This window comes from Mucilaginibacter aureus, from assembly GCF_053514885.1.
The window spans coordinates 161,120-186,375 of record NZ_CP170601.1 but is presented as its reverse complement, the minus strand read 5'-3'; the positions used below and the strand labels follow the sequence as shown (position 1 = coordinate 186,375).

The 25,256-nt window shown below is 44.3% G+C and carries 23 protein-coding genes; 12 read left to right on the top strand and 11 right to left on the bottom strand.

Annotation, left to right across the window (positions count from 1 at the left end):
- The first annotated feature begins 18 nt into the window (after nucleotides 1–18).
- The 3 genes from ACFGVR_RS00890 to ACFGVR_RS00880 all read left to right on the top strand — a co-directional run bounded on the left by ACFGVR_RS00890 (nucleotide 19) and on the right by ACFGVR_RS00880 (nucleotide 3,235).
- Nucleotides 19–639: a hypothetical protein gene (locus ACFGVR_RS00890; RefSeq protein WP_448700469.1), complete on the top strand. Its 621-nt coding sequence runs from the start codon at nucleotides 19–21 to the stop codon at nucleotides 637–639.
- A 93-nt stretch (nucleotides 640–732) separates the two neighbouring features.
- On the top strand, nucleotides 733–2,619 hold the full coding sequence (locus ACFGVR_RS00885; RefSeq protein ID WP_448700467.1) for a DNA topoisomerase IV subunit B: 1,887 nt from the start codon (nucleotides 733–735) through the stop codon (nucleotides 2,617–2,619).
- 130 nt (nucleotides 2,620–2,749) lie between these two features.
- Nucleotides 2,750–3,235: a cytidine deaminase gene (locus ACFGVR_RS00880; protein WP_448700465.1), complete on the top strand. Its 486-nt coding sequence runs from the start codon at nucleotides 2,750–2,752 to the stop codon at nucleotides 3,233–3,235.
- 59 nt (nucleotides 3,236–3,294) lie between these two features.
- Here the strand turns inward: ACFGVR_RS00880 and ACFGVR_RS00875 are convergent, their stop codons facing one another.
- Nucleotides 3,295–3,726 carry a nuclear transport factor 2 family protein gene (locus ACFGVR_RS00875; RefSeq protein ID WP_448700463.1) on the bottom strand — a complete coding sequence of 144 codons (432 nt, stop codon included), beginning with the start codon at nucleotides 3,724–3,726 and terminating at the stop codon, nucleotides 3,295–3,297.
- 218 nt (nucleotides 3,727–3,944) lie between these two features.
- Here ACFGVR_RS00875 and ACFGVR_RS00870 point away from each other — a divergent pair, with 218 nt between their 5' ends.
- From ACFGVR_RS00870 to ACFGVR_RS00855, 4 genes are all read left to right on the top strand, one after another.
- Nucleotides 3,945–4,457 carry a YdeI/OmpD-associated family protein gene (locus tag ACFGVR_RS00870; protein WP_448700461.1) on the top strand — a complete coding sequence of 171 codons (513 nt, stop codon included), beginning with the start codon at nucleotides 3,945–3,947 and terminating at the stop codon, nucleotides 4,455–4,457.
- A 114-nt stretch (nucleotides 4,458–4,571) separates the two neighbouring features.
- Nucleotides 4,572–4,877, top strand: coding sequence for a GIY-YIG nuclease family protein (locus ACFGVR_RS00865; protein WP_448700459.1), 306 nt, complete (start codon nucleotides 4,572–4,574; stop codon nucleotides 4,875–4,877).
- 190 nt (nucleotides 4,878–5,067) lie between these two features.
- Nucleotides 5,068–7,869 (top strand): DNA gyrase/topoisomerase IV subunit A, encoded by a 2,802-nt coding sequence (locus tag ACFGVR_RS00860; protein WP_448700457.1) that lies wholly within the window; start codon nucleotides 5,068–5,070, stop codon nucleotides 7,867–7,869.
- A gap of 114 nt (nucleotides 7,870–7,983) precedes the next feature.
- Entirely contained in the window at nucleotides 7,984–8,280 is a 297-nt protein-coding gene (locus tag ACFGVR_RS00855; protein ID WP_448700455.1) for an RNA recognition motif domain-containing protein, read from the top strand.
- Between the two features lie 85 nt (nucleotides 8,281–8,365).
- Here the strand turns inward: ACFGVR_RS00855 and ACFGVR_RS00850 are convergent, their stop codons facing one another.
- Entirely contained in the window at nucleotides 8,366–11,152 is a 2,787-nt protein-coding gene (locus ACFGVR_RS00850; RefSeq protein WP_448700453.1) for a glycosyl hydrolase, read from the bottom strand.
- A 165-nt stretch (nucleotides 11,153–11,317) separates the two neighbouring features.
- On the opposite strand from ACFGVR_RS00850, the gene ACFGVR_RS00845 reads away from it, so the two are divergent.
- Nucleotides 11,318–11,809, top strand: a complete 492-nt coding sequence (locus tag ACFGVR_RS00845) for a hypothetical protein (RefSeq protein ID WP_448700451.1) — start codon at nucleotides 11,318–11,320, stop codon at nucleotides 11,807–11,809.
- Here the strand turns inward: ACFGVR_RS00845 and ACFGVR_RS00840 are convergent, their stop codons facing one another.
- From ACFGVR_RS00840 to ACFGVR_RS00820, 5 genes are all read right to left on the bottom strand, one after another.
- Complete coding sequence (locus ACFGVR_RS00840; protein ID WP_448700449.1) at nucleotides 11,810–12,268, bottom strand: protein-tyrosine phosphatase family protein; 459 nt, start codon at nucleotides 12,266–12,268, stop codon at nucleotides 11,810–11,812.
- Nucleotides 12,265–13,011 (bottom strand): LytR/AlgR family response regulator transcription factor, encoded by a 747-nt coding sequence (locus tag ACFGVR_RS00835; RefSeq protein ID WP_448700447.1) that lies wholly within the window; start codon nucleotides 13,009–13,011, stop codon nucleotides 12,265–12,267. Before ACFGVR_RS00835 ends, ACFGVR_RS00840 begins: the two co-directional genes overlap by 4 nt.
- Complete coding sequence (locus ACFGVR_RS00830; RefSeq protein WP_448700445.1) at nucleotides 13,008–14,042, bottom strand: sensor histidine kinase; 1,035 nt, start codon at nucleotides 14,040–14,042, stop codon at nucleotides 13,008–13,010. The genes ACFGVR_RS00835 and ACFGVR_RS00830 overlap by 4 nt, the downstream gene beginning before the upstream one ends.
- A 63-nt stretch (nucleotides 14,043–14,105) precedes the next feature.
- Nucleotides 14,106–14,942 (bottom strand): LiaF transmembrane domain-containing protein, encoded by an 837-nt coding sequence (locus tag ACFGVR_RS00825; RefSeq protein WP_448700443.1) that lies wholly within the window; start codon nucleotides 14,940–14,942, stop codon nucleotides 14,106–14,108.
- A gap of 650 nt (nucleotides 14,943–15,592) precedes the next feature.
- Entirely contained in the window at nucleotides 15,593–16,003 is a 411-nt protein-coding gene (locus tag ACFGVR_RS00820; protein ID WP_448700441.1) for a LiaF transmembrane domain-containing protein, read from the bottom strand.
- 297 nt (nucleotides 16,004–16,300) lie between these two features.
- Here ACFGVR_RS00820 and ACFGVR_RS00815 point away from each other — a divergent pair, with 297 nt between their 5' ends.
- The gene (locus tag ACFGVR_RS00815; RefSeq protein ID WP_448700439.1) at nucleotides 16,301–19,093 is read left to right on the top strand and encodes a M14 family metallopeptidase; all 2,793 of its coding nucleotides are present in this window, start codon (nucleotides 16,301–16,303) and stop codon (nucleotides 19,091–19,093) included.
- Nucleotides 19,094–19,095: 2 nt separating this feature from the next.
- Here the strand turns inward: ACFGVR_RS00815 and ACFGVR_RS00810 are convergent, their stop codons facing one another.
- The 3 genes from ACFGVR_RS00810 to ACFGVR_RS00800 all read right to left on the bottom strand — a co-directional run bounded on the left by ACFGVR_RS00810 (nucleotide 19,096) and on the right by ACFGVR_RS00800 (nucleotide 21,559).
- A complete protein-coding gene (locus ACFGVR_RS00810) occupies nucleotides 19,096–19,554 on the bottom strand; it encodes a hypothetical protein (RefSeq protein WP_448700438.1) in 459 nt (152 codons plus the stop codon).
- Between the two features lie 76 nt (nucleotides 19,555–19,630).
- Entirely contained in the window at nucleotides 19,631–19,960 is a 330-nt protein-coding gene (locus ACFGVR_RS00805; protein WP_448700436.1) for an immunity protein Imm33 domain-containing protein, read from the bottom strand.
- Nucleotides 19,961–20,329: 369 nt separating this feature from the next.
- Complete coding sequence (locus tag ACFGVR_RS00800) at nucleotides 20,330–21,559, bottom strand: NADP-dependent isocitrate dehydrogenase (RefSeq protein WP_448700434.1); 1,230 nt, start codon at nucleotides 21,557–21,559, stop codon at nucleotides 20,330–20,332.
- 157 nt (nucleotides 21,560–21,716) lie between these two features.
- Between ACFGVR_RS00800 and ACFGVR_RS00795 the strand changes: the two genes are divergently transcribed.
- Entirely contained in the window at nucleotides 21,717–22,142 is a 426-nt protein-coding gene (locus tag ACFGVR_RS00795; protein ID WP_448700432.1) for a hypothetical protein, read from the top strand.
- Nucleotides 22,143–22,239: 97 nt separating this feature from the next.
- Here the strand turns inward: ACFGVR_RS00795 and ACFGVR_RS00790 are convergent, their stop codons facing one another.
- On the bottom strand, nucleotides 22,240–24,048 hold the full coding sequence (locus tag ACFGVR_RS00790) for a DNA polymerase III subunit gamma/tau (protein WP_448700430.1): 1,809 nt from the start codon (nucleotides 24,046–24,048) through the stop codon (nucleotides 22,240–22,242).
- 567 nt (nucleotides 24,049–24,615) lie between these two features.
- On the opposite strand from ACFGVR_RS00790, the gene rpsF reads away from it, so the two are divergent.
- Entirely contained in the window at nucleotides 24,616–24,981 is a 366-nt protein-coding gene (gene rpsF / locus ACFGVR_RS00785; RefSeq protein ID WP_448700428.1) for a 30S ribosomal protein S6, read from the top strand.
- Complete coding sequence (gene rpsR, locus ACFGVR_RS00780; protein WP_448700426.1) at nucleotides 24,981–25,244, top strand: 30S ribosomal protein S18; 264 nt, start codon at nucleotides 24,981–24,983, stop codon at nucleotides 25,242–25,244. The genes rpsF and rpsR overlap by 1 nt, the downstream gene beginning before the upstream one ends.
- Nucleotides 25,245–25,256: the final 12 nt, after the last annotated feature.

Sequence of the window (25,256 nt, the reverse complement as noted above, 5' to 3'; positions counted from 1 at the left end):
ATCTGTGTGTTCCGAAAGATGATATTTAAAAAAGTAAGTATTTTTATTTTCCTGCTTTTATCCCTGATTATTTTTATACCGGCAGCCATTGGTCAGCAAATTCAGCCGCCAGGGCGTGATTTAAAGCTCTTTCGCGATCTATTAGCCAATATAAATGCAACTTTTCTTCTTCCGGATGGTTTTAATGAAGTAAAACCCGTTGCTAATGATAAATTTGTTTGCCATTATGCTTTAAAACTGCCTGATGTAGATTTTGAGGCACGTTTTCAAGTAAATTCGATAAAAACTGAGTGGAAAAATTTTGAAAAAGGCAAGGGTGACAGGATCAATCCGGATTCGTTGTACGCTAAAATTGCTACCGCCGAAGTAAAAGGCCTTGCCGGAGATAACCGGTTTTTTAGCCGGGGGGTACCCGAAAGTATCTTGCAGGAATACAACGCAGATCTGGGGCGTTCTTATTTTTTTAGCCTGGCCGACTCTCCCGAAACAAATCCCAACCATTACCAATATGGTTTGCTGGTTGTACTGCAAAAAAATCATTACGGCAATATTTGTGTTGCCTGCTTTAGCAACGAGCGCGGCCCCGGTTTTTTTAAAAATATCAACAAGCTGAAGGATTGCTTGAGGTTTACCAACTAACGTAAACTAAAATTCATTACAATTTTTGGGGATATTAACACGATGTGGAGTACTATTGCCCCATGCATCAATTAACACTGCTATATTTGTAAAATGGCTGAAAATGTAAATTATGATAATGATAGTATACGGTCGTTAGACTGGAAAGAACACATCCGCCTGCGCCCCGGTATGTATATCGGTAAGTTAGGTGATGGTTCTGCCTATGATGATGGTATCTATGTTTTGCTGAAAGAAATTGTAGATAACTCGATAGATGAGTTTGTGATGGGGGCGGGCCGGTCTATCGATATCAATATGGGCGATCAAAAGGTTTCCGTGCGCGATTATGGCCGTGGTATACCTTTGGGTAAAGTGATCGACTGTGTATCCAAGATCAATACAGGCGGTAAATACGATAGCAAAGCCTTTCAAAAATCTGTGGGCTTAAACGGTGTAGGTACCAAGGCGGTAAATGCCTTGTCAAACTCATTTACCGTACAATCATACCGTGATGGTAAAACTAAAATTGCCGAGTTTGCCAAAGGCGAGCTGGTGCGCGAAGAGCCCGAAAAGGAAACGACACAGCGCAATGGTACTGCGATCAATTTTACGCCCGACGATACAATTTTCCGTCATTACCATTTTATCCCGGAGTTTGTGGATAACATGATCTGGAATTATGTATACCTCAACTCAGGCTTAACCATCAACTTCAACGGTACTAAGTTTTTCTCCGAAAGGGGCCTTTACGATCTGTTAACTAAAAAAACAGATGCCGAAAACCTGCGCTACCCTATCATTCACCTTAAAGGCGAGGATATTGAAATAGCCATGACACACGGCCAGCAATACGGCGAAGAATACTATTCATTTGTTAACGGCCAGCATACTACACAGGGAGGTACGCACCAGGCTGCTTTCCGCGAAGCGGTGGTTAAAACCATCCGTGAGTTTTATAAAAAGGAGTTCGATGCGTCGGATATCCGCGCGTCCATCGTATCGGCTATAGCCATTAAGGTGCAAGAGCCGGTTTTCGAATCGCAAACCAAAACCAAGCTGGGTTCGCAAAACATAGGCCCCGAAGGCCCGACGGTACGTACCTTTATCAACGATTTTTTAAAGAAAGAACTTGATGACTACCTGCATAAAAATCCGGCTGCAGCCGATGCCTTATTAAAACGTATCTTACAGTCGGAACGTGAGCGTAAGGATATTGCCGGTATTAAAAAACTGGCCAACGAGCGTGCTAAAAAAGCATCGTTACACAACAAAAAGCTGCGCGATTGCAAAGTGCATTTTGATGATCAGCATGAGCGCCGGCAGGAAACTACCTTATTCATCACCGAGGGCGACTCGGCCAGCGGCTCGATCACCAAATCGCGCGATGTGATGACCCAGGCCGTATTCAGCTTAAAGGGCAAACCGCTAAACTGTTTCGGGCTAACCAAAAAAGTAGTGTACGAAAACGAGGAGTTTAACCTGCTACAGCACGCCTTGAATATTGAAGATGGCATTGATAATGTGCGTTACAATAACATCGTAATAGCTACCGATGCCGATGTTGACGGTATGCACATCCGCTTGCTGCTCATGACCTTCTTTTTACAGTTCTTTCCCGACCTGGTTAAAGCCGGGCACGTATCCATACTGCAAACACCGCTGTTTAGGGTGCGTAATAAAAAAGAAACCATTTATTGTTACAGCGACGAAGAGCGCCGCAACGCCATTGCCAAATTAGGCATCAAGCCCGAGATAACCCGTTTTAAAGGTTTGGGTGAGATATCGCCCGAAGAGTTTGGTTTGTTTATTGGTAAAGATATCCGCCTTGACCCGGTTATTCTGAAAGATGCCAACATTAAGGGATTGCTGGAGTATTTTATGGGTAAAAACACACCCGACAGGCAAATGCACATTGTCAACAATTTGCGTGTTGAAAAGGATGATGAAAGCATCAACCCAACAATAGCCGAACCGGACCCGCTTCCGGTAGCAGTTTAATTGCAGTAATTTATTTGTTATTAATAAAAAGTCCCTATATTGTATCCCCTTGTTTTTTAAAGCAAGGGGATTTTTTATACACTTAAAAATTATCCCCGTTTTTTTGCGATCGGGGCCGGGACTTTGATACATGATCAGTAAAGAAATAAAAATAGCTTTTGAGGAATACAACCATATCGACGAGTTATCACAACCGGACAAGGCACTATGCCTTGAAGCGGTAAAAGCTTTGGCCACATCGCACTCGCCATATTCAAAATTCAGGGTAGGAGCAGCGCTACGCTTACAGAGCGGTAAAATATTGTATGGCAGCAACCAGGAAAACGTTGCCTACCCATCGGGGCTTTGCGCCGAACGTGTGGCGCTGTTTCACTGGGGTGCAAATCACCCGGACGACCCGATCGAGAGTATCGCCGTAACTGCGCACACCGATAATTTTGAATTGCTGAAACCGGTAACGCCTTGCGGCGCCTGTTTGCAGGTTTTGGCCGAATGCGAAAACATGCAGGGGAAAGCTATTGATGTAATGCTGTATTGCCAAAAAGGGCAGATATGGAAAACCAGCGGTGTGCAAAGCTTTTTGCCGTTTTTGTTTTTTGAAAACAGGCTGAAATAAAAAAAGGCGCTCCGGATAACCGAAACGCCTTGGTATTAACCTTAAAACTAACCTATTTATTATTTAAACACAGAGTATACGTTGGTAATTTTCCAGCCATCGGTAGTGTTGGCTAAAGTAACATAGTTGGTGCGGGTAAAACCGTTGTATTTCATATCAACTTTAACTACGGTTAAATCGTTGTTGCTTTCTCTTACCGATGAGGTAGTTACGCAATCCTGGTCAACATTTTCGTTTTCCTGTACCGAACTTAGGATCTCGTTTTTGGTGAAGCTTAACATTTTTTTGCCACGCAGCATAGTGAATTTTGCGTCGGCATCAATAACAGCTGCAAGGTCGCTAACCTGGCCGTGTGCCATGGCGTTTACATAAGTGTTAACAGCGTGGTTAACAGTTAGGGCTTCGTTATCAACTTTAGTGGTGTTTGCTTTTGCAGCGCCAAAGGTTACTACTAATATTAAGGCTAAGGCGATTGTTTTTAGAGTTTTCATGATTTTTTTGATTTAGAATGTTTTACTTATTTTGTTGTTGTTTTGAATATAAGACGCCACCAATAAAATAACGTTACAGCCGTTACCGCCTTTTTCACCGATTTAACAAACATTTAACAATTAACTCGGTAAGCGGCAGGTTTACGTCGGTGAAAACGGAATAAATTTTTATCGTATTAACATTTGTTGCAACCAGGGCGGCACCCTATATTTATTTTATGGTTGATTTTACCACCATCATACTCAAATTTGGCGACCAGGGCGAAAAAACAGGCTGGCGATACCTGGATATACCTGCCGATATTGCGCAGCAGCTTAAGCCGGATAATAAAAAATCTTTTCGCGTTAGGGGTATGCTCGATGCTTTCCCCGTAAAGGGTATGGCCTTAATGCCTATGGGCGATGGCGCTTTTATTATGGCGCTCAAGGCGGATGTACGAAAAGCTATCCATAAAGAAGAAGGGGCCATGGTGCGCGTGGTTATTGAAGAAGATGTTGACTTTAAAATAGAAGTACCTGATGATCTGCAGGAGTGTTTGGACGAAGATCCGGAGTCACTGGCGTTTTTTATGAGTTTGGCCAAAAGTCACCGCGATTACTTTGTAAAATGGATCGAAAGCGCCAAAACCGAACCTACCCGCGTTAAACGTGTAGTGAACACCGTAAATGCTATGGCCCGCCGCATGGATTACGGGCAGATGATAAGGGCATTAAAGAAGGAAAAGATGTGAGTTCAATCAGAATTGTCATTTCGAGCGAGCATGGGTAGGCATTGTGCAATGGGGCGACGAGAAATCTTTACAGATAGACATACCAACTATGCAGATTATGTTATATCCATTGGAATGAGAAACTACAACTTTTACGTATACATCTTAACCAATCCTGATAAAACCACATTATATGTAGGAATTACAAATGATTTGAACGTCCGCTTGTATCAACATTTGGAAAATTCCGGTACTAATAAATCGTTTGCGGGTAAATATCATTGTTACCTTTTAGTGTATTACGAACATTTTACACATATCGATCATGCGATTGCCCGGGAGAAAGAGATAAAGAAATGGCGCCGTGAGAAAAAAGATAAACTGATAGAGTTTACCAATCCTGATTGGATATTTCTAAATAAAGAAGTGGGAAATGATTAATCTGTAGGAAGATTGCAGCTTGGTAAAGATTTCTCGTCGCTCTCTCCCGCAATCCCCGGCCATGCTCGCTCGAAATGACAATAAAAGGTTTATTTATTCACTATTTACACCCCAATGTGAATAAATTTCCCTGCTAAAATTTGTAGTTAAGCCTTATCTTTACCCATCTATTTTGAATTTAAGGTAAAGGATGAGCGAAGAACAAAGCCCAAACGATAACGACAAACTCCATAACATCACCTCGCTCGACGGGTTGTACGAAAACTGGTTCCTCGATTATGCATCGTACGTAATTTTAGACCGTGCCGTACCCCATATTTACGATGGTTTAAAACCGGTACAGCGTAGGATACTGCACTCGTTGAAAGAGATGGACGATGGCCGCTTTAACAAGGCCGCCAACGTAATTGGTAACACCATGAAGTATCACCCCCATGGCGATGCTTCTATTGGCGATGCCATGGTGCAGATAGGGCAGAAAAACCTGATGATCGACTGCCAGGGTAACTGGGGCGACCCGGTAACCGGCGACTCGGCCGCTGCGCCGCGTTATATCGAGGCGCGTTTATCAAAGTTTGCGCTCGAGGTTGCCTTTAACCCCGATACTACCGACTGGCAATCAAGTTATGACGGGCGTAACCGCGAACCTATTACCCTGCCTGTAAAGTTCCCGCTGTTGCTGGCACAAGGCGCCGAAGGTATTGCCGTAGGCTTAGCCACCAAAATATTACCGCATAATTTTGTCGAATTGCTGGATGCATCCATCGCGGTGCTCAATGGCGTTCGTCCAAATTTATTGCCCGATTTCCCTACCGGTGGTTTAGCCGATGCCTCAAACTATAACGACGGGCAGCGTGGCGGTAAGATCCGCGTGAGGGCACGCATTATTGAACGCGATAAAAAAACGCTGGCTATTACCGAGATCCCTTTCAGCACCACAACGGGCAGCTTGATAGATAGCGTAATAGCAGCTAACGATAAAGGTAAGATCAAGATCAAAAAGATCGAAGATAATACAGCTAAAGATGTGGAGATCGTGATCCACCTGGCGCCGGGTATTTCGCCCGATGTAACCATCGACGCGCTATACGCCTTTACGGATTGCGAGGTATCCATATCGCCAAATACCTGTGTGATACACGACGATAAGCCACGCTTTATGAGCGTGAATGATATGCTTACCGAAAGCACGCATCATACCAAAGAACTGCTTAAGCAGGAGTTGTTGATCCGGTTAAACGACCTGAAAGAAAAAATATTCTTTAGTTCGCTGTTAAAGATCTTCATCCAGGAAGGCATGTATAAAAACCCGGCTTACGAAACCTCTGCAAATTTTGAAGGCGTAGTTGTGGTATTAAATACTTTATTCGAACCATTTTTTAAACAGTTTTACCGGGAAATATTAGCCGAAGATTATAAAAAGCTGATCGATAAACCGATGAGCAGCATTACCCGCTTTGATGTTAAAAAGGCCGATGAGCAAATGAAGGCTCTGGAGAACGAGATCAAAGAGGTTAATCACCATTTAAAGCATTTGAATGACTACGCCATTGCCTGGTTTCAGAAACTGAAAGACAAATACAGTAAGGGCCGTGAGCGTAAAACTGAGCTGCGCACCTTTGATAGGGTGGAAGCTGCGCAGGTGGCATTGGCTAATGTTAAACTGTATGTTAACCGTGCCGATGGCTTTATTGGTTCGGGCTTAAAGAAAGACGAGTTTGTTTGCGATTGCTCTGACCTGGATGAGATCATTGTATTCCGCGAGGATGGAAAGTGTGTGGTAACCAAAGTGCAGGATAAGGTGTTTGTGGGTAAAGAGATCCTACACGTCGGCGTGTTTAAAAAGAACGATGAGCGCACCGTTTACAACATGATCTATAAAGATGGCGGCAACGGCACGGCGTATATCAAACGCTTTTCGGTAATGGGCGTTACCCGCGATAAGGAATACGACCTGACCAAAGGCACCAAAGGATCGCGTACACTATATTTCAGCGCTAACCCTAACGGCGAGGCCGAGATAGTCAACATTCAGCTAAAGCCACATTCTAAATTAAAGAAATTACAGTTCGATCAGGATTTTGCTGAGATAGCCATTAAAGGCCGTAGCTCGATGGGGAATATTGTTACCAAATACCCGGTAAAAAAGATCATCCTGAAATCAAAAGGTGTGTCAACCTTAGCCGGACGAAAGATTTGGTACGATGATATTTTGAAACGTTTAAACGTTGACGCGCGCGGTAAATACCTGGGCGAGTTTGATGGCGACGATAAGATATTAACCGTATTGAGCACCGGGGTGTACGAGCTGACCAGCTTTGACCTTACTAACCATTTTGATGATAAAATGGTGCTGATACAAAAGTACGATCCGGAAAAGGTATACGCGGTGATTCACTTTGAAGGCAAATCGAAAAATTATTACGTAAAACGTTTTGTATTTGAACAGCAGGTTATTGGTAAACCGGTAAGCTTTATCAGCGATGAACCAGGTTCGAAAATGGTGCTTATATCACCCTCAGCACAACCTGTGGTAAAAGTAGATCAGCTGAAAGGCAAATCGCTAACGCCCGAAACTGTTGAGATCAACCTTACCGATGCCATTGATGTAAAAGGGATGAAGGCACAGGGCAACCGCTTATCGCCGCACGAAATTAAGAGTATAGAACTGATAGCCGAACCAGAACCCGAGGAAGAAGAGGTTGCAGATGTTACAGAGACAGATGTTGCGGAGGATGGTGAAGAGGAGGAAGCGGCAATATCACCAGCACCTGTTGCTCCCGTAAAGGACGACGAAACGGCATCAATAGCCGATAGTGACGAAGCTGCGACAGAAGAAAAGCCGGTAGTTGAAAAGCAACCAGAGCCGGTTACAGAAAAACCTGTACCGCCTGTAGTATCCGAAGATAAGCCGGTTAAGAAGGTGGATTTTGAAATAACCAACCCGGATGACATAGATATTGACGACAAGGGGCAGTTGGGTTTGTTTTAAACATGATTTATTTAATGAAATACTGACGACTTTGTAATTATCGCAATGATAATACATTGCCATTACAATTAACCGCCCCGCAATGCGTACCTTTGCTGAAATTTAATAAGTTTAATGAAGATATTTATTGCAGGACTACCGTTCCAGGTTGGGGAAGAAGAGCTAACCGCCGTTTTTGGTGATTTTGGGCATGTAAAATCACTTAGGATCGTTAAGGATAGGGAAACAGGACAAAGCAAAGGTTTTGGTTTTGTTGAGATGACCAACGATGATGAGGCTCGCGAAGCCATTGAAAATATGGATGGCGCCGATTATTATGGCCGCAGAATTTCTGTTGCTGAAGCCGAAGACAAGCCACGCACAAGCGGTGGCGGCGGTTTTAAAGGTAACAAACAACCACAACGGTTTTAATGATTTATAGAGAAGCCCCGGGAAACCGGGGCTTTTTTGTTAGTAGCGTTACCCCCCATACTAACGCTATGGGAGGATACTTCATTTATTCAACTGCAGTTAACGTTACCGGCCCTAATAACCCCGAAGGCATAGGCGCCCATTTTGCAGCATCAAACGGTTGGTAGTTGATATTTACAAAATTGATCTCGTGGTATTTGCGCCATTGGATGCCATTTTGATCCATATAACGGATGTGGTTCGCCATCAGGTTATCCACTTCAATTTTAATGGTGTTTTTACCAGGTTTTAAAAACTTGCCCACACGTGCGCTAAAAGGTATGCTCCAGAAGATGCCGGCATCCTGCCCGTTGATATACACGTGGGCACTTTCGCAAACCTTGCCCAGGTTCAATACATATTCGCCTGCTTTTTTTGCAGGTACATCAAAAGTGGTAGTATATTCACCACTGCCTGAAAAGGAGATCGCATGAGCATCTGTCAACGTTGTCCACGATTGTAATTTGGTTAGTTGAACATCAGATGGAACTACAGGGCCGCCTTTGGTAAAATGTAACGACCAAATATTGCCGATAGTTACCGGTGCATCAGTTTTTTCAATGTACTTCCACTTAGCCATACCTGAAACAGGTGCGGTAGTAGCTTTCAAAATTACGGCCTCGCCTGATTGTAACTGGATATGTACATTGGTTACATTGCCATTTAATGATGATTTTGCCACGCCATAACCACCGCTCTGTGGATCTAAAATTATTACCGAAGCCGCTTTGATATTCAATGGCAAATTGGCATCAATGGCTTTACTGGTGTGGTTAACCATGTAGTAATATTTGCCTCCGGCGATAGAACGGCGAATAAATTTCAAACCTGTTTCAACCAAAGCTTCTCCTTTAACATCTTTATATTCCAACGCTTTTTGAATATCTTCGGATAATAAGATCTGCCCTGTTCCGGTTTTGCATTGTTTAATGCCGTTTGGCAGATCGGTAAACTTAAGCGACGCTAAAGTTGTTTTTAGTTTTGCTTGCCGCGATTCAAGTTCGTTTAAGCCCGGTACATCTTCCGGTAATTTCTGTATGATCACAGTACCGCCTGTTTTCGCCAGGGTGATGATCTTATCCAGGGTAGCCAATGGTATAAACCGGCAGGCAGGTACAACCAGCACCTTGCGGCTTTGCGCATCGGCTTTGGTGATGATCTGACCGTTCATCACACTTGAATTACCGATCATCTTATCCGAAATAAAATCGAACGAATAGCCGGCTTTTTGCAATTGCATAGATGTTTTATAAAACTGTGTAGGGCGCAGCCACTCGTCTATACCGTGAATAGCTAACTGCATTTCCATGCCTTTGGTATTGGCCCAGGCATCGTATACTGGCCAGTAGATCAGCAATTCGTTATCCGGTTTACCGGCTTGTAAAACCGATTGGCAACGGGTAATATAATCGTTTAGCCCTGGCAAATGCCCCCACCAACTGTTGTTGGGTACAAAATTGGTAGACGCGTAAAACAACCAGCCCGGAAATTGGATATCTTCGGGCGAATAAGTGGTGCCATGAAAATACACATGGTTAACACCGGCCAAAAATACCTGCTCCAACTCGGGTTTGCATTGCGATAACGAACCTTTAAAATGTTCGGTCAGCCAGGTAAAAGTTTCTGACGTAGCATATTTGCGGCCGTTAACATGCCCTGCCGATGAAGCGAATTTCAGCATCATGGGGTCGGGGTCAACATTACGTACATCAGCACTATCACGGCGCAGGCCCGGTATATCAAAATGGCTGGAGCCGAAGGTCTCACATTCCGGTATATCTACCGCACCGTACAGATCAAGCAAATTGCCCGGCGAACCGTGCGATTGGTTGCGGGTTAAGCTGCCATAATGGTGCGCCCAGTTTGTCCAGGTCAGCGTAAAGTTATCCAAAAGCATTTGACTCATGGTTTCGCGGTAATCGCTTTTAATACGGGCCACGGCCAGGCTGTTTTCGTTGCTGTTCAACTCGCGCAGGTGCAAACGCAGGTCGTATCCGCGGCGGCGTAAAAACTCTTCAAAAAAGCCCGGCGACCAGCTTGCGCCATATACTTCGTAACTATCATTAAAGTACGAGCCAATCCCCGGCGATTTACCTTTAAAGGCTTCATCAAAACGTTTCAGGTAAGTTTCAACGGCGGTTTTTGATAAGTGATCCATCACAAAACCCTCACCGCCCGGTGCGGCGCGTTTAACCTGCTGCAAGGTCTTTCCGGCGAAAGCTGCATAAAGCTCCCAGTTGCCGCTGGCGGGTTTCCACTTCAGCGTACCATCTGCCTCTATTTTATTGGTAATGTCAATTACTTCGCCTTTATCGCCGTATGCCGTTACTGCCTGTAATATGGCACCGTTTTTAGCTTGTTTAGAGTCGTTAACCACAATTTTAGCGCTCAGGCTTTCGCCCGATGCCAGTTTGTAGGTTTGTATGATCAGTTTACCGGCAGCATTTTCAGCTTTGATCTGCGGCCCGCCGAACGGCCAGCCGGTACCGGTGTTCATATCTACACCCATACCCAGGGTTTTTGCTTTTTGGATGGTAAAATCCAAAGCACCCATCCATTGCGGCGATAAAAACTGCAGGTAACGGTTCTCGTAACCTATAGCACCGTATATCGGGGTAACTTCAACACCACCAAAACCTGCCCGATGATAAGTTTCTAACAAACGGGCAGTGTTTTTATCATCAACGGCGTTACCCATCCACCACCAACGTGTCCAGGGGTGCATCTCTTTGGTTTGCTGCGGCCAAACTGCAGTTGCCGGTTTTTTTGTTTGTGCGTAAGCAATGCCCGACGATAGTAAGGCACAGGTAGCTGCTAAAAGTATCTTCTTCATTGTATAAGCAAGGTTCAAATATAAGAGGTTTACAGGGTGCCCGGTTAAGGCGTTTTTGCAAAGTTATTGATAGCTGTCAATTAACTGTCCTGTAGGGTGCTGACCGGCAAGTAAAAAACTTGATACTCGTATAATTTACCTATATTGACCATTATTTTACTGGGTATGGAAAAAGAAATACTGTTTACCGAAGTGCAAAAATTCAGGCAATGGTGGCTGTGGCTCATTTTGATTGCTGCATCAATGCCTTTAGTAGGTATTTTGATCTACCAACTGGTTACAGGTATACCGGTGGGCGACAAACCGCTGTCTAATGGGGCGCTGGTTGTATTGGTAATATTCATATCGGGTCCTATGCTGTTAGGTTTTTATTTTTTTAAGTTATTTACGGTGATAGACACCCAAAGTATCCACTACGGTTTTGGTATTTCGGCGGGCAACCTTAACGAAATACATTTAGCCGATATAGCTACAATGGATGTAGTACCTTATCGCGCCAATGGCTTTGGTATGCGCCTGAGTAATGAGTTTGGCACTATTTATAACACCAGCGGCGGTATGGGTTTGTTTATTATTAACAACAAAGGCACTAAAATGGTAATTGGCACCAAAAAGCCCGAGGAGCTTAAAGCAGCGATAGAGAAAATGCGTACATAATTATTGTTTACTGAACTGATTGGCCCAGGTGAGTCGTTCGGCACCAACTTGTGCCGCAGTAACAGGGCGTAATAAACTAAGTGTTTTATAGGCATCATCGGCACTCATGCCTAAATGGCGTAACAAACCGTAAGCTATTATGCCAGTACGGTGTATCCCTGCCGAGCAATGTATATAAACTTTACCGCCATCCTGCACCCGTTGTTGCAGTTGCGCCATTAATTTTGAAACCTCTGCGGGATTATTGTTTTGCACCGATGCCGAAAGTGGAAACCCTATCCAGTCTATTCCGGCTTTTGCAGATTGTTGCCCAATGTCTGCCGCGCCTTCATTGTCGTTTAGCAACGTCACAACAGTAGTTGTGCCTTCGCCCTTCAAATGGCTCACAGGCATTTTTTTACCGGGTTTGTGGCCAATAGCTAAGTGGCCGTTAAGTAATGGAATCCAGGTTATGATCATATCCCCAGCACCGCTTTCAATTTCACATATCCCGTTTTACTTACCGGTATTTTAGCGCCAGATTTCAATATCGCAATATGCGCGTCCTTTTCGTAAGGGTCTATCCGGGTAATTTGCTGTACAGCTAAAATAAAGCTGCGATGCACCCGTACAAATTGGCCGGGATCGAGCGTTTGCTCAAAAAAGCCCATGGTCTTATTTTTCAAAAACGAGCCTTCGGCTGTGTGGATGCTTACGTAATCGTCGTCGGCTTCCAGGTAAATTACATCCTGTACAGGTATGATCTTTACCTTGGTACCTGTTTTCACCACAATACGCTCGTGCTGCGATGGCGAAGGCGGCACAACCGAATTGATCAGTTCTTCGGTGTTCTTTTTTACTGGTGCGGCAGCAGCCTGGTTTACAAACTTTTCAACCGCTTTAATAAAGCGCTCTTTGCTAAATGGTTTGAGCAGGTAATCAACCGCATGTGTTTCAAAAGCTTTGATGGCATACTCGTCAAAAGCAGTAGTAAAGATAACCGCCGGTTGATGTTCAACCAGTTCGAGCATTTCAAAACCGTTTATTTTAGGCATCTGCACATCCAAAAACACCAGGTCGGGCTGGTACTGGTTAATGGCCTTAACGCCTTCAAAACCGTCGCCGCACTCTTGCAGTACCTCAATTTGCGGAAAGTTCAGCAAATACTCGCGTACCACCATGCGTGCCAGTGGCTCGTCATCAATAACTAAAGCTTTCATCATATCTGAGGTATCTTTATTATAGTTGTAAATATATTGTCTTCCGCAAAGGTTTCCACCAGGTCGTTACGGGCAAACAGTAAATATAAACGCCGTTGTACACCGCTCAGCCCAAAACCGGTTCCCTTACGCGGGCGGGTAGTTTGCGCATCGTAAGGGTTTTGTACCATCAAAACTAAATAATTATCGGTTACCTCGGCGCGTATACTGATCACTACATTCTCGGTCGTGTCGTATAAGCCGAATTTGATGGCATTTTCTACAATGGGTTGTAACAGCATTGGGGGCAGCATCATGCCGCCGCTTTTGTTGTCGCAACTAATTTCAGCCTCGAGGCGATGACCGAAACGCACCTTCTCAATATCCAGGTATAGCTGCAGATGCTGTAATTCATCCGAAAGCGATACCGGTGCCTGGTCGTCTTTTTTCAAGGTCCCCCGTAAAAAATCACTTAACTGGTGGATCATCTTACGGGCCTCATCCGGACGTAGCCCAATCAACGCGTTGATGGAGTTTAAGCTGTTGAATAAGAAGTGCGGTTGCAATTGCTGACGCAGGTTATACAACTCTGCCTCGCGCGCCAGTTTTTCTGCATCGGCCTTGCGGCGATCATTTTCTTTCTGATCAAGTTGAGTATAATAGATCACGCTCACCATGGCCATACAACCGATAGCTAAAAAGCCGATAAAGAAACGAATGATAAGCGACTGCGAAAAGAAGGTTTTGTACACCTTGTCATCCAGTAAATAAGGTAAGCTCCAGCGTGCTATGGCAATACATAATCCTGATAAAGCGGCGCACCAAACCACCAGGTTGATATAGCCCTTGGTACCGGGCTGGTAGTAACGCAGGTTGTTGTTGATGAGCCAGCAGGCGCCAACCAATAGCAGGGTATTGCAAACGCTGTCAATTACGGCAATATACCAGTTAAAGCCAAAGCTATAGATAATATAAGCCTGCAGCCCCATCCAGATGAGGCAGCAGGCTGCTAATGCCCAGCCAATTTTCGATATGATGCCAGTTGTCGTCGCCAAATTTAGTTCAGGTCAGGTAACAATTGATAAGATTGTTTGAATACGGTTAAGGGTTTCGGCTTGTTAATAGCTGCGTATTTCAACGCCGGCAAAAACGGAGGTGCCTTTCAGTACCAGTATTTTGTCGCTGCCATAATCGTTTTTTTGCATGCGTTTATCATCAAAGCCTGCAAACAGCGATACCATCTCTGATGTAACGTGCCAGTGCGGCGGTACGATCAGCTTGATGCCCCCAAATACCTGGGTTACATCGATCACCACCCGTCCCGCAATATCCGCCGAGGTAAAATCCACATCGCAACCGCCAAAAAAGTTGGTAATATCGCCGCCTTTAAAGTCTTTCGAAAGGATCTTTCTTTTTACACCGCTAAAAACGGATGTCGCGTCCAGGTAATCATCACCGTAACCTTTAAAATCGCCGGTATCGGTAAAGGCTTTTTGTTCATAGGGAGCCGCGGGGGCGTCAGTATTTCCTGTCTGTCCGTAATTTTTCCAGTCGGTTTTCCACTGGCTTTTCCACTCCTCTTTGTTCCATTTTTTATTCCAGCGGTTTCTGTCCCATGGCTTGTCGCGGTTCATGATCAGGCGTATACCTATCGCGATAATGATGATCGGGAAGATGGCGTCATTAAAATTCGCTCTCGGAAATATATCGTCCAGTAAATTCAAGCCACCTATCACTACCAGTATCAGCCAGGCTATGTTTCTGAAATTATGTTTTATACCTATGTACAGGCCAAAGATGATCATGATCATCCAGCCATTAAATATCCAGAAAGGAAAAAGTATAACGTTTAAACGGTGTACCAAAAAAACTATGCCCACCAGTAGTAATATCATCCCCACCAATGCTTTGTTTTTGCGGGGCTCTTTATCTTTATGTTCTATATCGATGCTCATTTGTAAAGGGGTATTATAAATTATGATATAAAACTAATATAACATTTGTAATAGGGCAACGCATTTTTGGTAACCTGCTGTATTACTCGGTAAGCTTTGGGGTTTTGTCGGTGAAATAATTTGGGCATTATCAGGTTGTAAAATTATAAAGCTTCAAAGTTGTAAAATTATTTGAGTGTTACAAGTCAAAAAACATGGGTATTTATGGGTGTTTTTTCAAATGTTTTCCGACTTGACTCCCGACTCGAGGCTTTCGACTCAGCACTAAACAAGGGGGGAAATTGTAAGAAATTTTTAAACCTTTCTATCTTAATTCTTGATTCCTCGCCCTTGTTGGTGTTGTCACCAACCTGTCACAGGGTGGGTATTTGTCGGTATTTTAAAGAACGTTTTTCATTCAATCATTCAAAGCTCAATCATTCAGTCCTTAAAAAAGCAGGGGGGGAATTGTAAGAAAATTTTCAATCGTTTGATCTCTCCCATCCTCATAAAACCAATAATTTAATGACCAGTGGCGCAATGATCAAAAGCATCGCGCTTTTGGTTAAATATACACAAAATCGATTTAAATATCAACATATACCTAACAAAAAAGCCCGCCCCGGTTCAAAAAACAGGGCGGGCCTACATATATGTTGAGGTGGTTATTGTTATAACGAAGTTGGGTCGGCTTTGTAATGCATTTCGCGTTTCCAGGCATTTTTTCTTTCCCAGCGCTCATGGCACCAGCTGCTTTCTCTAAAAAACATCATCCGTACACCAATTGCGATCAGGATGAGCGGCCACAGTACCATGATCTGCACCGACGGTACGATCATGTTGATCAAAAACACACTGCCCACCAGCACCATGTAAAACCAGGCCGGGTTGCGGAAATTGTGTCGTACACCACTCATTAAACCGACAACGATCAATATCATCGGCCAGCTAAAAAGCCAGTTCGGAACAAAGAAAAAATCAAGCTGATTAAACAGGTAAACGGTGCCTGCTACCAATAAAATAATACCGGCAAATACTCTGTTTCTGCGGCGTTTTTCTGCGTGTTCAATATTGTTGTCCATTGTTTTAATTTTTAATTGTTACCCAAAAGTACAGGCATAACTAAGGCGCATCAATTGTCATTAGGCAAAGGCAATTAACTACTCGGTGAGAAGCGTAGATAAGTCGGTGAAATAATTTACCGGGACTAATTTGCTCACCTCTTAGTACAGGTTACCGATAAACCACTCTCCATTCTCAGCTCACCACGTACTACCCGCACTCAACCAATTATAACATTTTCTTTACAGCGATGGCCTCGCCGGTATTTTTTGTATCTTCAAATCGCCGACATTTTTATCGGGTTTAACTGACCGCTTATGATTCGTAACCTTTACCTCAGCACCTGTTTTGTGCTTTTTTGCGCCGTTTCAACCCTCGCGCAACGCATCCCTACACCTAAACAGCATTTTGGCTTTAATATTGGCGATGATTACCAGCTGGCCAACTACACGCAAACCGAAGCTTACTTTAAAAAACTGGCCGCATCGCCGCGTACCAAATATGTTGATATAGGCCCCACCGAAGAAGGCCGCCGCCAGTTTATGTTCATCGTCTCCTCGCCCGAAAACATAAAAAAGCTGGCCTTATATAAGGATATCTCCCAAAAACTGGCACATGCCGAAAACCTCACCGACGCCGAAGCGCACAGGCTGGCTGGCCTGGGTAAAGCAATTGTATGGATAGATGGCGGCCTGCACGCCAGCGAAACCGTAGGTGCGCATCAGCTTATCCAAACCGCGTATAACTTTGTTACCCGCACCGATGCCGAAACGATGAATATCCTCAATCATGATATCATCTTGTTTGTACACGCCAACCCTGATGGGCAGGAACTGGTTTCGAACTGGTACATGCACGAAAAAGATACCGCTAAACGCAATATGAATACCCCGCGTTTATGGGCAAAATATATAGGACATGATAATAACCGCGACTTTTATATGATGAATATGAAGGAAACGCAAAACATTACCCGCGAACAATACATCAACTGGCTGCCGCAGATAGTTTACAACCACCATCAGGCGGGCCCTGCGGGGTCGGTAGTGGCGGGGCCTCCTTTCCGCGATCCGTTTAATTATGTGTACGACCCGTTATTGGTTACCAGTCTGGATGCCGTAGGCTCGGCCATGAACAGCCGCCTCAATAAAGAAGGTAAGCCGGGTTATACTCAGCGCTCCGGCACAGAGTTTTCAACCTGGTGGAACGGTGGTTTGCGTACTGCCACTTACTTCCATAATATGGTGGGTTTGCTAACCGAAATTATTGGCAGCCCAACGCCATCTAACATTCCGCTGGTGCCCGAACGTTTGATCCCCAACAGTGCTACACCATTCCCGGTTACACCGCAAAAATGGCACTTTAAACAGTCGATAGATTATTCGGTATCGCTCAACTACGCGGTGCTTAACTATGCGGCCCGCAATGCCGATGAACTGTTGTACAACGCCTACCAAATGGGTAAAAACTCGATCGAACGGGGCAGTAAGGATTACTGGACATTATCGCCAAAAAGAATTGATCAGATCAATGCCGACTATAAGGCATCGCTTGGCGCTACCGATACCACGAGCCGCCGTGCCAACCGTGGCGGGGCGGTTACCATGGGTGGCGGTAGCGGGATAAACCGCGCCGGTGTGCCTGTTAAGTTTTACGATGCAGTTTTGAAAAACCCCAACCTGCGCGACCCACGCGGCTATATCATTCCCGCCGATCAGCCCGATTTTGCTACCGCTGTGCGCTTTATCAATACCTGTATCCGCTCGGGTTTAGTAGTACAAAAAGCCACCTCGGCCTTTGCCGTGGCAGGCAGGCAATACCCTGCAGGCTCATACATCCTCAAAACCAACCAGGCTTTTCGCCCCGAGGTACTGGACAGGTTTGAACCGCAGGATCACCCCAACGATTTTTTGTACCCCGGCGGCCCGCCCATCCGCCCGTATGATATGACCGGCTGGACACTGGCTTACCAGATGGGTATTCAGTTCGACCGGGTACTGGACGATTTTAACGGCCCCTTTAAACGCATCCCTTACGGCGAAATACAGCCCATGCCTGCTGCCCCTGCCCCGGTAGTGGTTAAAAACGGCTACTTTATAAGCCCTATGGCCAATAATAGTTTTATAGCCGTTAACGATCTGTTTAAGGCCGGAGCTATGGTTTCGCGTTTAAAAACTGCCGAACAGGGCATGCCCGCGGGAACATTCTATATACCCTATTCGGCGCAAGCCAAAGCAGTTTTAGATAACGATGCTGCTAACTTTAATGTAACGGCGACTACTGCGGCACAGCAACCGGCCGATTTATTACCGGTAATGGCGGCACGCATTGCCCTTTGGGATAACTACGGTGGTTCCATGCAGTCTGGCTGGACAAGGTGGCTCATGGAACAATACCATTTTCCGTATAAGCTGGTTTACCCGCAGGAACTGGATGCCGGCGACCTGAAAAGAAAGTATGATGTGATCGTATTTGTAGGCGGTGCCATCCCTGGCGCTAACGCAGGTCGTGGTGCCGGCGGTTTTGGTGCCGGCGGAGCGGGCGGTCCCAACCGTCAGGGAGATGTACCTGCCGAATTTAGCACCTGGACCGGCCGCATTACTGCCGATAAAACCATACCCAAACTAAAAGAATTTTTAGAAGCGGGTGGTAGTATTGTTACCGTAGGCAGCAGCGCCAACCTGGCTTACCAGCTTAACTTGCCGGTGCACAACGCCCTGGTTGATAAGGTCGACGGTAAAGATGTGCCTTTTTCGGGCGATAAATTTTATGTGCCGGGCGCGGTATTGCGCGTTTCGGTTGATACCGCGCAGCCCGCTACCTGGGGCATGAATACCGAAGCCGATGTATTGTATGATAACAGCCCGGCTTTTAAACTCGATGCCGATGCAGCCACAAAAGGAGTTAAGCCATTAATGTGGTTTAGCACCGATAAGCCTTTACGCAGCGGCTGGGCCTTTGGTCAAAAATATTTAAAGGACGATGTAACTGCGTTTTGGGCAACAGTAGGTAAGGGTAACCTGTACGTTTTCGGTCCCGAAATTACTTTTCGGGGGCAGGCACACGGCACCTTTAAATTGCTGTTTAATCAGCTTTATAGCATGAAGTAAGGCTATTTATGAGCAATAAATAAATTACTTTGCGCAACATCGGCGTTTAATACGGTACCGTTATAATTGAGGGCCAATAATTTAATATGGAAACTACAGGTTTGATTAATGGTTTCTAAACTGATGCCCAAAGCGTCCTGCTCTGCTGCGCTTAGGTTAAGCACATTTGCGCCTTCATGTTCGGTATAATTAAATATAACGAGTACGGGTTTAACACCTGCTGCAGTTAGCTTAAACCAACTGTTCGATCGTTTAACAAAAGCCGTATCATAATGCCCCGGTGTTGCAGGGTCGAGCAGGTCCCTGTCCTGGTTATCCTTTAGCTCCAGGTAAGCGAAAGGAGGGATGCCGGTAGCTACTGCGCTGGTGCAGGTACTACTTTTTTTGCACGAGAAATAAGTAATCGACGCGGCTGTCGCGATAAGCAAGAGCACATAAACAGATCGGGTTTTGGTTTGCATAGGTTTTAACATGAGCATTTAAAACCATTACGCAAGTTAAGATCGTTTCGCTACAGTATTTTTATGCTGCGCTAAGTTATTCTTCCTCACTTTTATTGATCACCCAGGCATCACCTTGTTTGTCGCGCACAGCGTAATACCCTGGGGGCAGGTCGGCCAGGTCTGATATGGTTTGGTCGCGTTCAATGATCTGTCCCAGGCCAACAACCATAATTACCGCTTTGTAATCATCAAATACATCGTCGCTTAAAAACTGCCAGCCGCCATCCTCAGCGTCGTGCGTAACATAGGTGATCTCTTTTCCCTCATTAATAACAAATTTTGTAGTTAATACCGCTGTGCTTAAAGGTTCGTTAAACTTTTTTACAGCCTGAGTTTTTGATTTTCCGAATGGCCAGAATCCCATATCCTAAAGGTTTATACTGCAAGTTAACAATTTTATAATATAAAAAGCCAATATCTCTCTACCATGTCACTGCAACGACAAAGACTTAAAAGGCACAAAAAAGCCCCATCCGTTTTTTCACGGATGAGGCTCTATAATTATTTCTCCATTGTTGGTGTCCCCACCACAAGTGTTGGGAAGATTAGGTTTGCCATCAAAACTCCTTCCTTGGGGAAGGGTGCGGATGACTGTGAAGTGGCAGGAAGGGGTTCTTCTGCGGTATCCATGTTCAATAAACCCCTCCCTACACCCTCCCAAGGGAGGGAATCGCACACGGCCGCCGCTTTTTTAAGTCTTTCGGACACTTGTTGTGTCCCCACCAACAATTAATTACTTACCCAATTTCTTTTTCAGGTTTTCGTCAATAGCTTCTAAAAACTCTTCGGTGTACAGGTAGTCGGTACCGTGTTCAACCTTTGGTTTAATGGTGATAGCCAAGTCCTTGGTCATTTTGCCGCTTTCAACAGTTTCAATACAAACCTGCTCTAAAGCCTTGCAAAAATCAATCAGTTCCTGGTTTCCATCCAATATACCGCGGAACTCCAAACCACGGGTCCACGCAAATATTGATGCGATAGGGTTGGTTGAGGTAGGGCGGCCGGCCTGGTGCTCGCGGTAGTGGCGGGTTACTGTACCGTGTGCAGCTTCAGCTTCCATAACGGTGCCATCAGGGGTAACCAAAGTCGAGGTCATTAAACCTAACGAGCCAAAGCCTTGTGCTACAGTATCGCTTTGTACGTCGCCATCATAGTTTTTACAAGCCCAAACAAAGTTACCGTTCCATTTCAGGGCCGATGCAACCATGTCGTCTATTAAGCGGTGCTCATAAGTGATACCGGCTTCTTTAAATTTAACTTTGTACTCGTTTTGATAGATCTCTTCAAAAATATCTTTAAAGCGACCGTCGTATTTTTTAAGGATGGTATTTTTTGTAGATAAGTACAATGGCCAGCCTTTCATCAGCGCCTGGTTAAAGCAGGCATGCGCAAAACCCTTAATCGACTCATCAGTATTGTACATGGTTAAAGCAACACCATCACCTTTAAAGTTAAATACCTCGAATGATTGCTCAGGGCTACCATCTTCAGGAGTGAATTTTACGGTTAACTTACCTTTGCCTTTGGTCACAAAATCGGTAGCGCGGTACTGGTCGCCAAAAGCATGGCGGCCAATGCAGATAGGGGCGGTCCAGTTTGGTACCAAACGCGGTACGTTGCTCATCACAATCGGCTCGCGGAAAACCGTACCATCTAATATATTACGGATGGTGCCGTTTGGCGATTTCCACATTTGTTTCAAACCAAACTCTTTTACACGCTCTTCGTCGGGTGTAATGGTGGCACATTTAATGCCAACACCATATTGTTTAATGGCGTTTGCCGAATCAATAGTTACCTGGTCGTTGGTTTCATCGCGGTACTCAATACCAAGATCATAATATTTAATGTCCAGGTCCAAATACGGGGTGATCAGTTTGTCTTTAATAAACTTCCAGATGATGCGCGTCATTTCATCGCCATCAAGCTCCACTACCGGGTTAGCTACTTTAATTTTTGACATATAAGGCTTAATTTTTATTGCAATTTTTAAAGTGCCAAACTTACACAAAAATAATTTTGCCCTGCAACACAATCTAAACCCTATTTATATTTTTACATAGCCCCGCTAAAACATTTTAGCGGCCTTTTTCCTTATCTTTAATATAAATACAAAAGTTATGAGCAATACTAAACCAACACCCGGTTTCGACGACGAAGAACTGGATGACGAAGAGAATATAACCGATGATACCGGCAGTACCGACGAGCCCGAAAACCTGAGTTACAATGCCGACGAAGACAGCTTCGAAATTGATGTAAAAAGTGATGATCCCGATTACGATCATCCCGACCCGTACAACACGGCAGTTAAGGATGGGGGCGATAGTTTTTCCACTTATGATGAATCCAACCCTTTGTCGGTGGACGAATATATCAAAGACGAATCGCTCGAAACGGATGCCGATAAATTAGGGATGCATATTAACTCAGGCGAAGACCTGGAGATCGACCCTATAGACGATATCCTGGCACGCACACCCGAAGATGACCGTGACGACCTTGATGAAGAAGGTTACCCGAAGAATGATAGGCCGATGAAGTAAACGGAAACCGATAAATATCGAATAATGAATTTTGAATGGCGAATATCGAACCGTTCCTCATTCAAAATTCAGCATTCGAATGTTCGATATTATCAAATTACTCCACATCCAAATTAAACCTGCGGCGCAGTTCAACCAACTGTGGGTTTTTAGTAGCCATATGCTGGTATTTATCCGTAGCCGAGTACAGTTTTTTGGTAGTTGCAACTTCTTCTATCCGGGTATTGATCTCGATATCGAAATTTTTTAAGGAGGTGCGCAAAAAGTTTAAAATAAGGTGTTTGTCTTCACGGAAGGAATTTTCCAGGCTTTTGGTACCGGCAATCACATCAAACACATAAGGCTTAACCATCACCGGTGCGTTGGTGGTAAATATACTTAATAGGTTAAGCTTACCTTCGGCTTTTACCTTGTCGGCATATTCGTGCCAGTATTTTAAAAACTCGTCGTAAGTAAAATCTTCCTTATCGGTACCTTTTAAATAAGGGTCCTCATCCTCTTCGACCTTCTCGGTAATTTTACCCATATCCTTTAACGAGGGTATGGTTACCGATAGCATCCCGGTGTTTAGTTTGGGTATGGCAATTACAGGCTTTTCGGCAGCAGGTTGTTCCCTTACGGGGATGGCAGCCGGCTCGGGTTGTTTTAACGATGGGATGGGTGTTGATACCGGCGGTGCAGTATTAACTACTGGTTGTGCTGGCTCAACAGCCTTTTCAGCCGTTTCGGCAGGGGTTATACCTGCTGACTCAGGTTTTTTTTTTACCTGCTCGTTGTCGGGCTGGGTGTGGGCTATGTTGGCTAAATTGAGCGCTGCTTTAATATGGCATATCTTGAGCAGTGCCAGTTCAACCTGCAGTCGTTGGTTCTTACTCAGCTTGTAATTCAGGTCGCACTGGTTGGCAATATTCATGGCCGAGAGTAAAAACGATACCGATGCCGCACGCGCCTGCTCCAGGTATTTTTTTCGGATGCCTTCGCTAACCTCCAGCAATTTCAGGGTCTCATTATCTTTACCTACCAGTAAATTGCGCAGGTGCTCGGTTAAACCGGTTATAAAATGGCTGCCATCAAAACCTTTGGATAATATCTCATCAAACAGCAACAACACTTTGGCGGTATCTTCGGCCAGCAGGTTATTGGTTACACTAAAATAGTAGTCGTAATCTAAAATGTTTAGGTTATCAATAACCGCACGGTAGGTAACATTGCTGCCCGAAAAGTTAACGATCTGGTCAAACATCGACAATGCATCGCGCAAACCGCCATCTGCCTTTTGGGCTATGATGTGCAGGCCGTCGTCTTCGTATTTAATGTTTTCCCTTTCGGCGATGGATGCCAGGTGCCCGGCCATATCCTCAACCTTAATACGGTTAAAATCAAATATCTGGCAGCGCGATAATATGGTAGGCAGTATTTTATGCTTCTCGGTAGTAGCTAAGATGAATATAGCGTACGATGGCGGTTCCTCCAGCGTTTTCAGGAAAGCGTTAAAGGCCGCCTGCGATAGCATGTGCACCTCATCAATAATATAGATCTTAAATTTGCCGGTTTGTGGTGGTATGCGCACCTGTTCGATCAGGCTGCGGATATCCTCGACAGAGTTATTCGAGGCTGCATCCAGTTCATGTACGCTGAACGAGTTGCCACGGGTAAATGATACACAGGCATCGCACTCGCCGCAGGCCTCGCCATTAGGCTGTAAATTTTGACAATTGATGGTTTTAGCCAGGATACGTGCGCAGGTAGTTTTGCCCACGCCACGCGGCCCGCAGAATAAAAATGCCTGCGCCAGCTGATTATTGCGAATTGCGTTTTTTAGCGTGTTGGTGATATGTTGCTGGCCCACAACGGTATCAAAGGTAACCGGGCGGTATTTTCGGGCCGAAACAATAAAATTATCCATCGCAACTAAATTATAAATATTGCAGGGTATGTGCAAGCGATGTTTATAAGTGGGTTAACCGCTATAGATATAACATAGGTTAGCCATCTGGCCTTAACCGCATTAATAAGGTATCCCTAATGATGATTTAAGTCACTTTTACGCCGGGTGTTTTTTACATCGAAAAAAATCGATATATGTAAATTTGATCTGCTTTCTTTTGTAATTAATTGTTTTTCAATATTTTAATATAAAATAAAATCAATAAAAAACAAATGTTTAAACAATTAAAATACGTGTTTCCACGGATATGAATTATTATAAGGGCATTATATATTTGAAACGACAAAGAGATCAGTTCAATTAATTAAGGGGAAAATCAATTAATCATTTTTTCTTTGTTACTCGGTGTGTTTAAGCGATGAAGTGCTCAGCTTCATCGCTTTTTTGTTTTAATCGCAGGCAGCAGCGTAAGCCCTTATAAATCATCGCAGTTTCATTTAAATAAAAGCTTTGTAATTAATTAAAAATATACCTACATTTGCATCCCGCTTTTGAGCGGATAAAACATTAAAAATCAAAGTTTAAATGCAACAGTACGAAACCGTGATCATTCTAACCCCGTTGCTGTCAGTTGAAACTGCTAAAGAGGTTGTAGCAAAATACACCAAGCTGTTAACTGATGGCGGAGCCGAAATTGTCCAGGAGGATAATTGGGGTTTGAGAAAATTAGCGTACCCAATCCAAAAGAAAACTACAGGGTACTATCACCTAACCGAATTTAAAGCTCCGGGTGAATTAATTAACAAACTGGAGGTTGAATATCGTCGTGATGAGCGTGTTTTACGCTTTCTGACTATCGCCTTAGACAAACATGCAACTGCTTACAACGACAAAAAACGCAGCGGTGCATTCAATCAGAAAAAAACTAAAACTGAGGAGGTAGCTAAATAATGGCAAACGATCAAATTCAATACGTTACTGCCCCCAAAGTGGAGGATAACCGTAAAAAATACTGCCGTTTTAAAAAGAACGGTATCAAGTACATTGATTACAAAGACGCTAACTTTTTATTAAAGTTCGTTAACGATCAGGGTAAATTATTACCACGCCGTTTAACTGGTACTTCGTTAAAGTTTCAGCGTAAAGTGGCTCAGGCGGTTAAACGCTCACGCCATATTGGTTTATTACCTTACGTTACAGATTCGTTAAAATAAGCAGGAGGATAA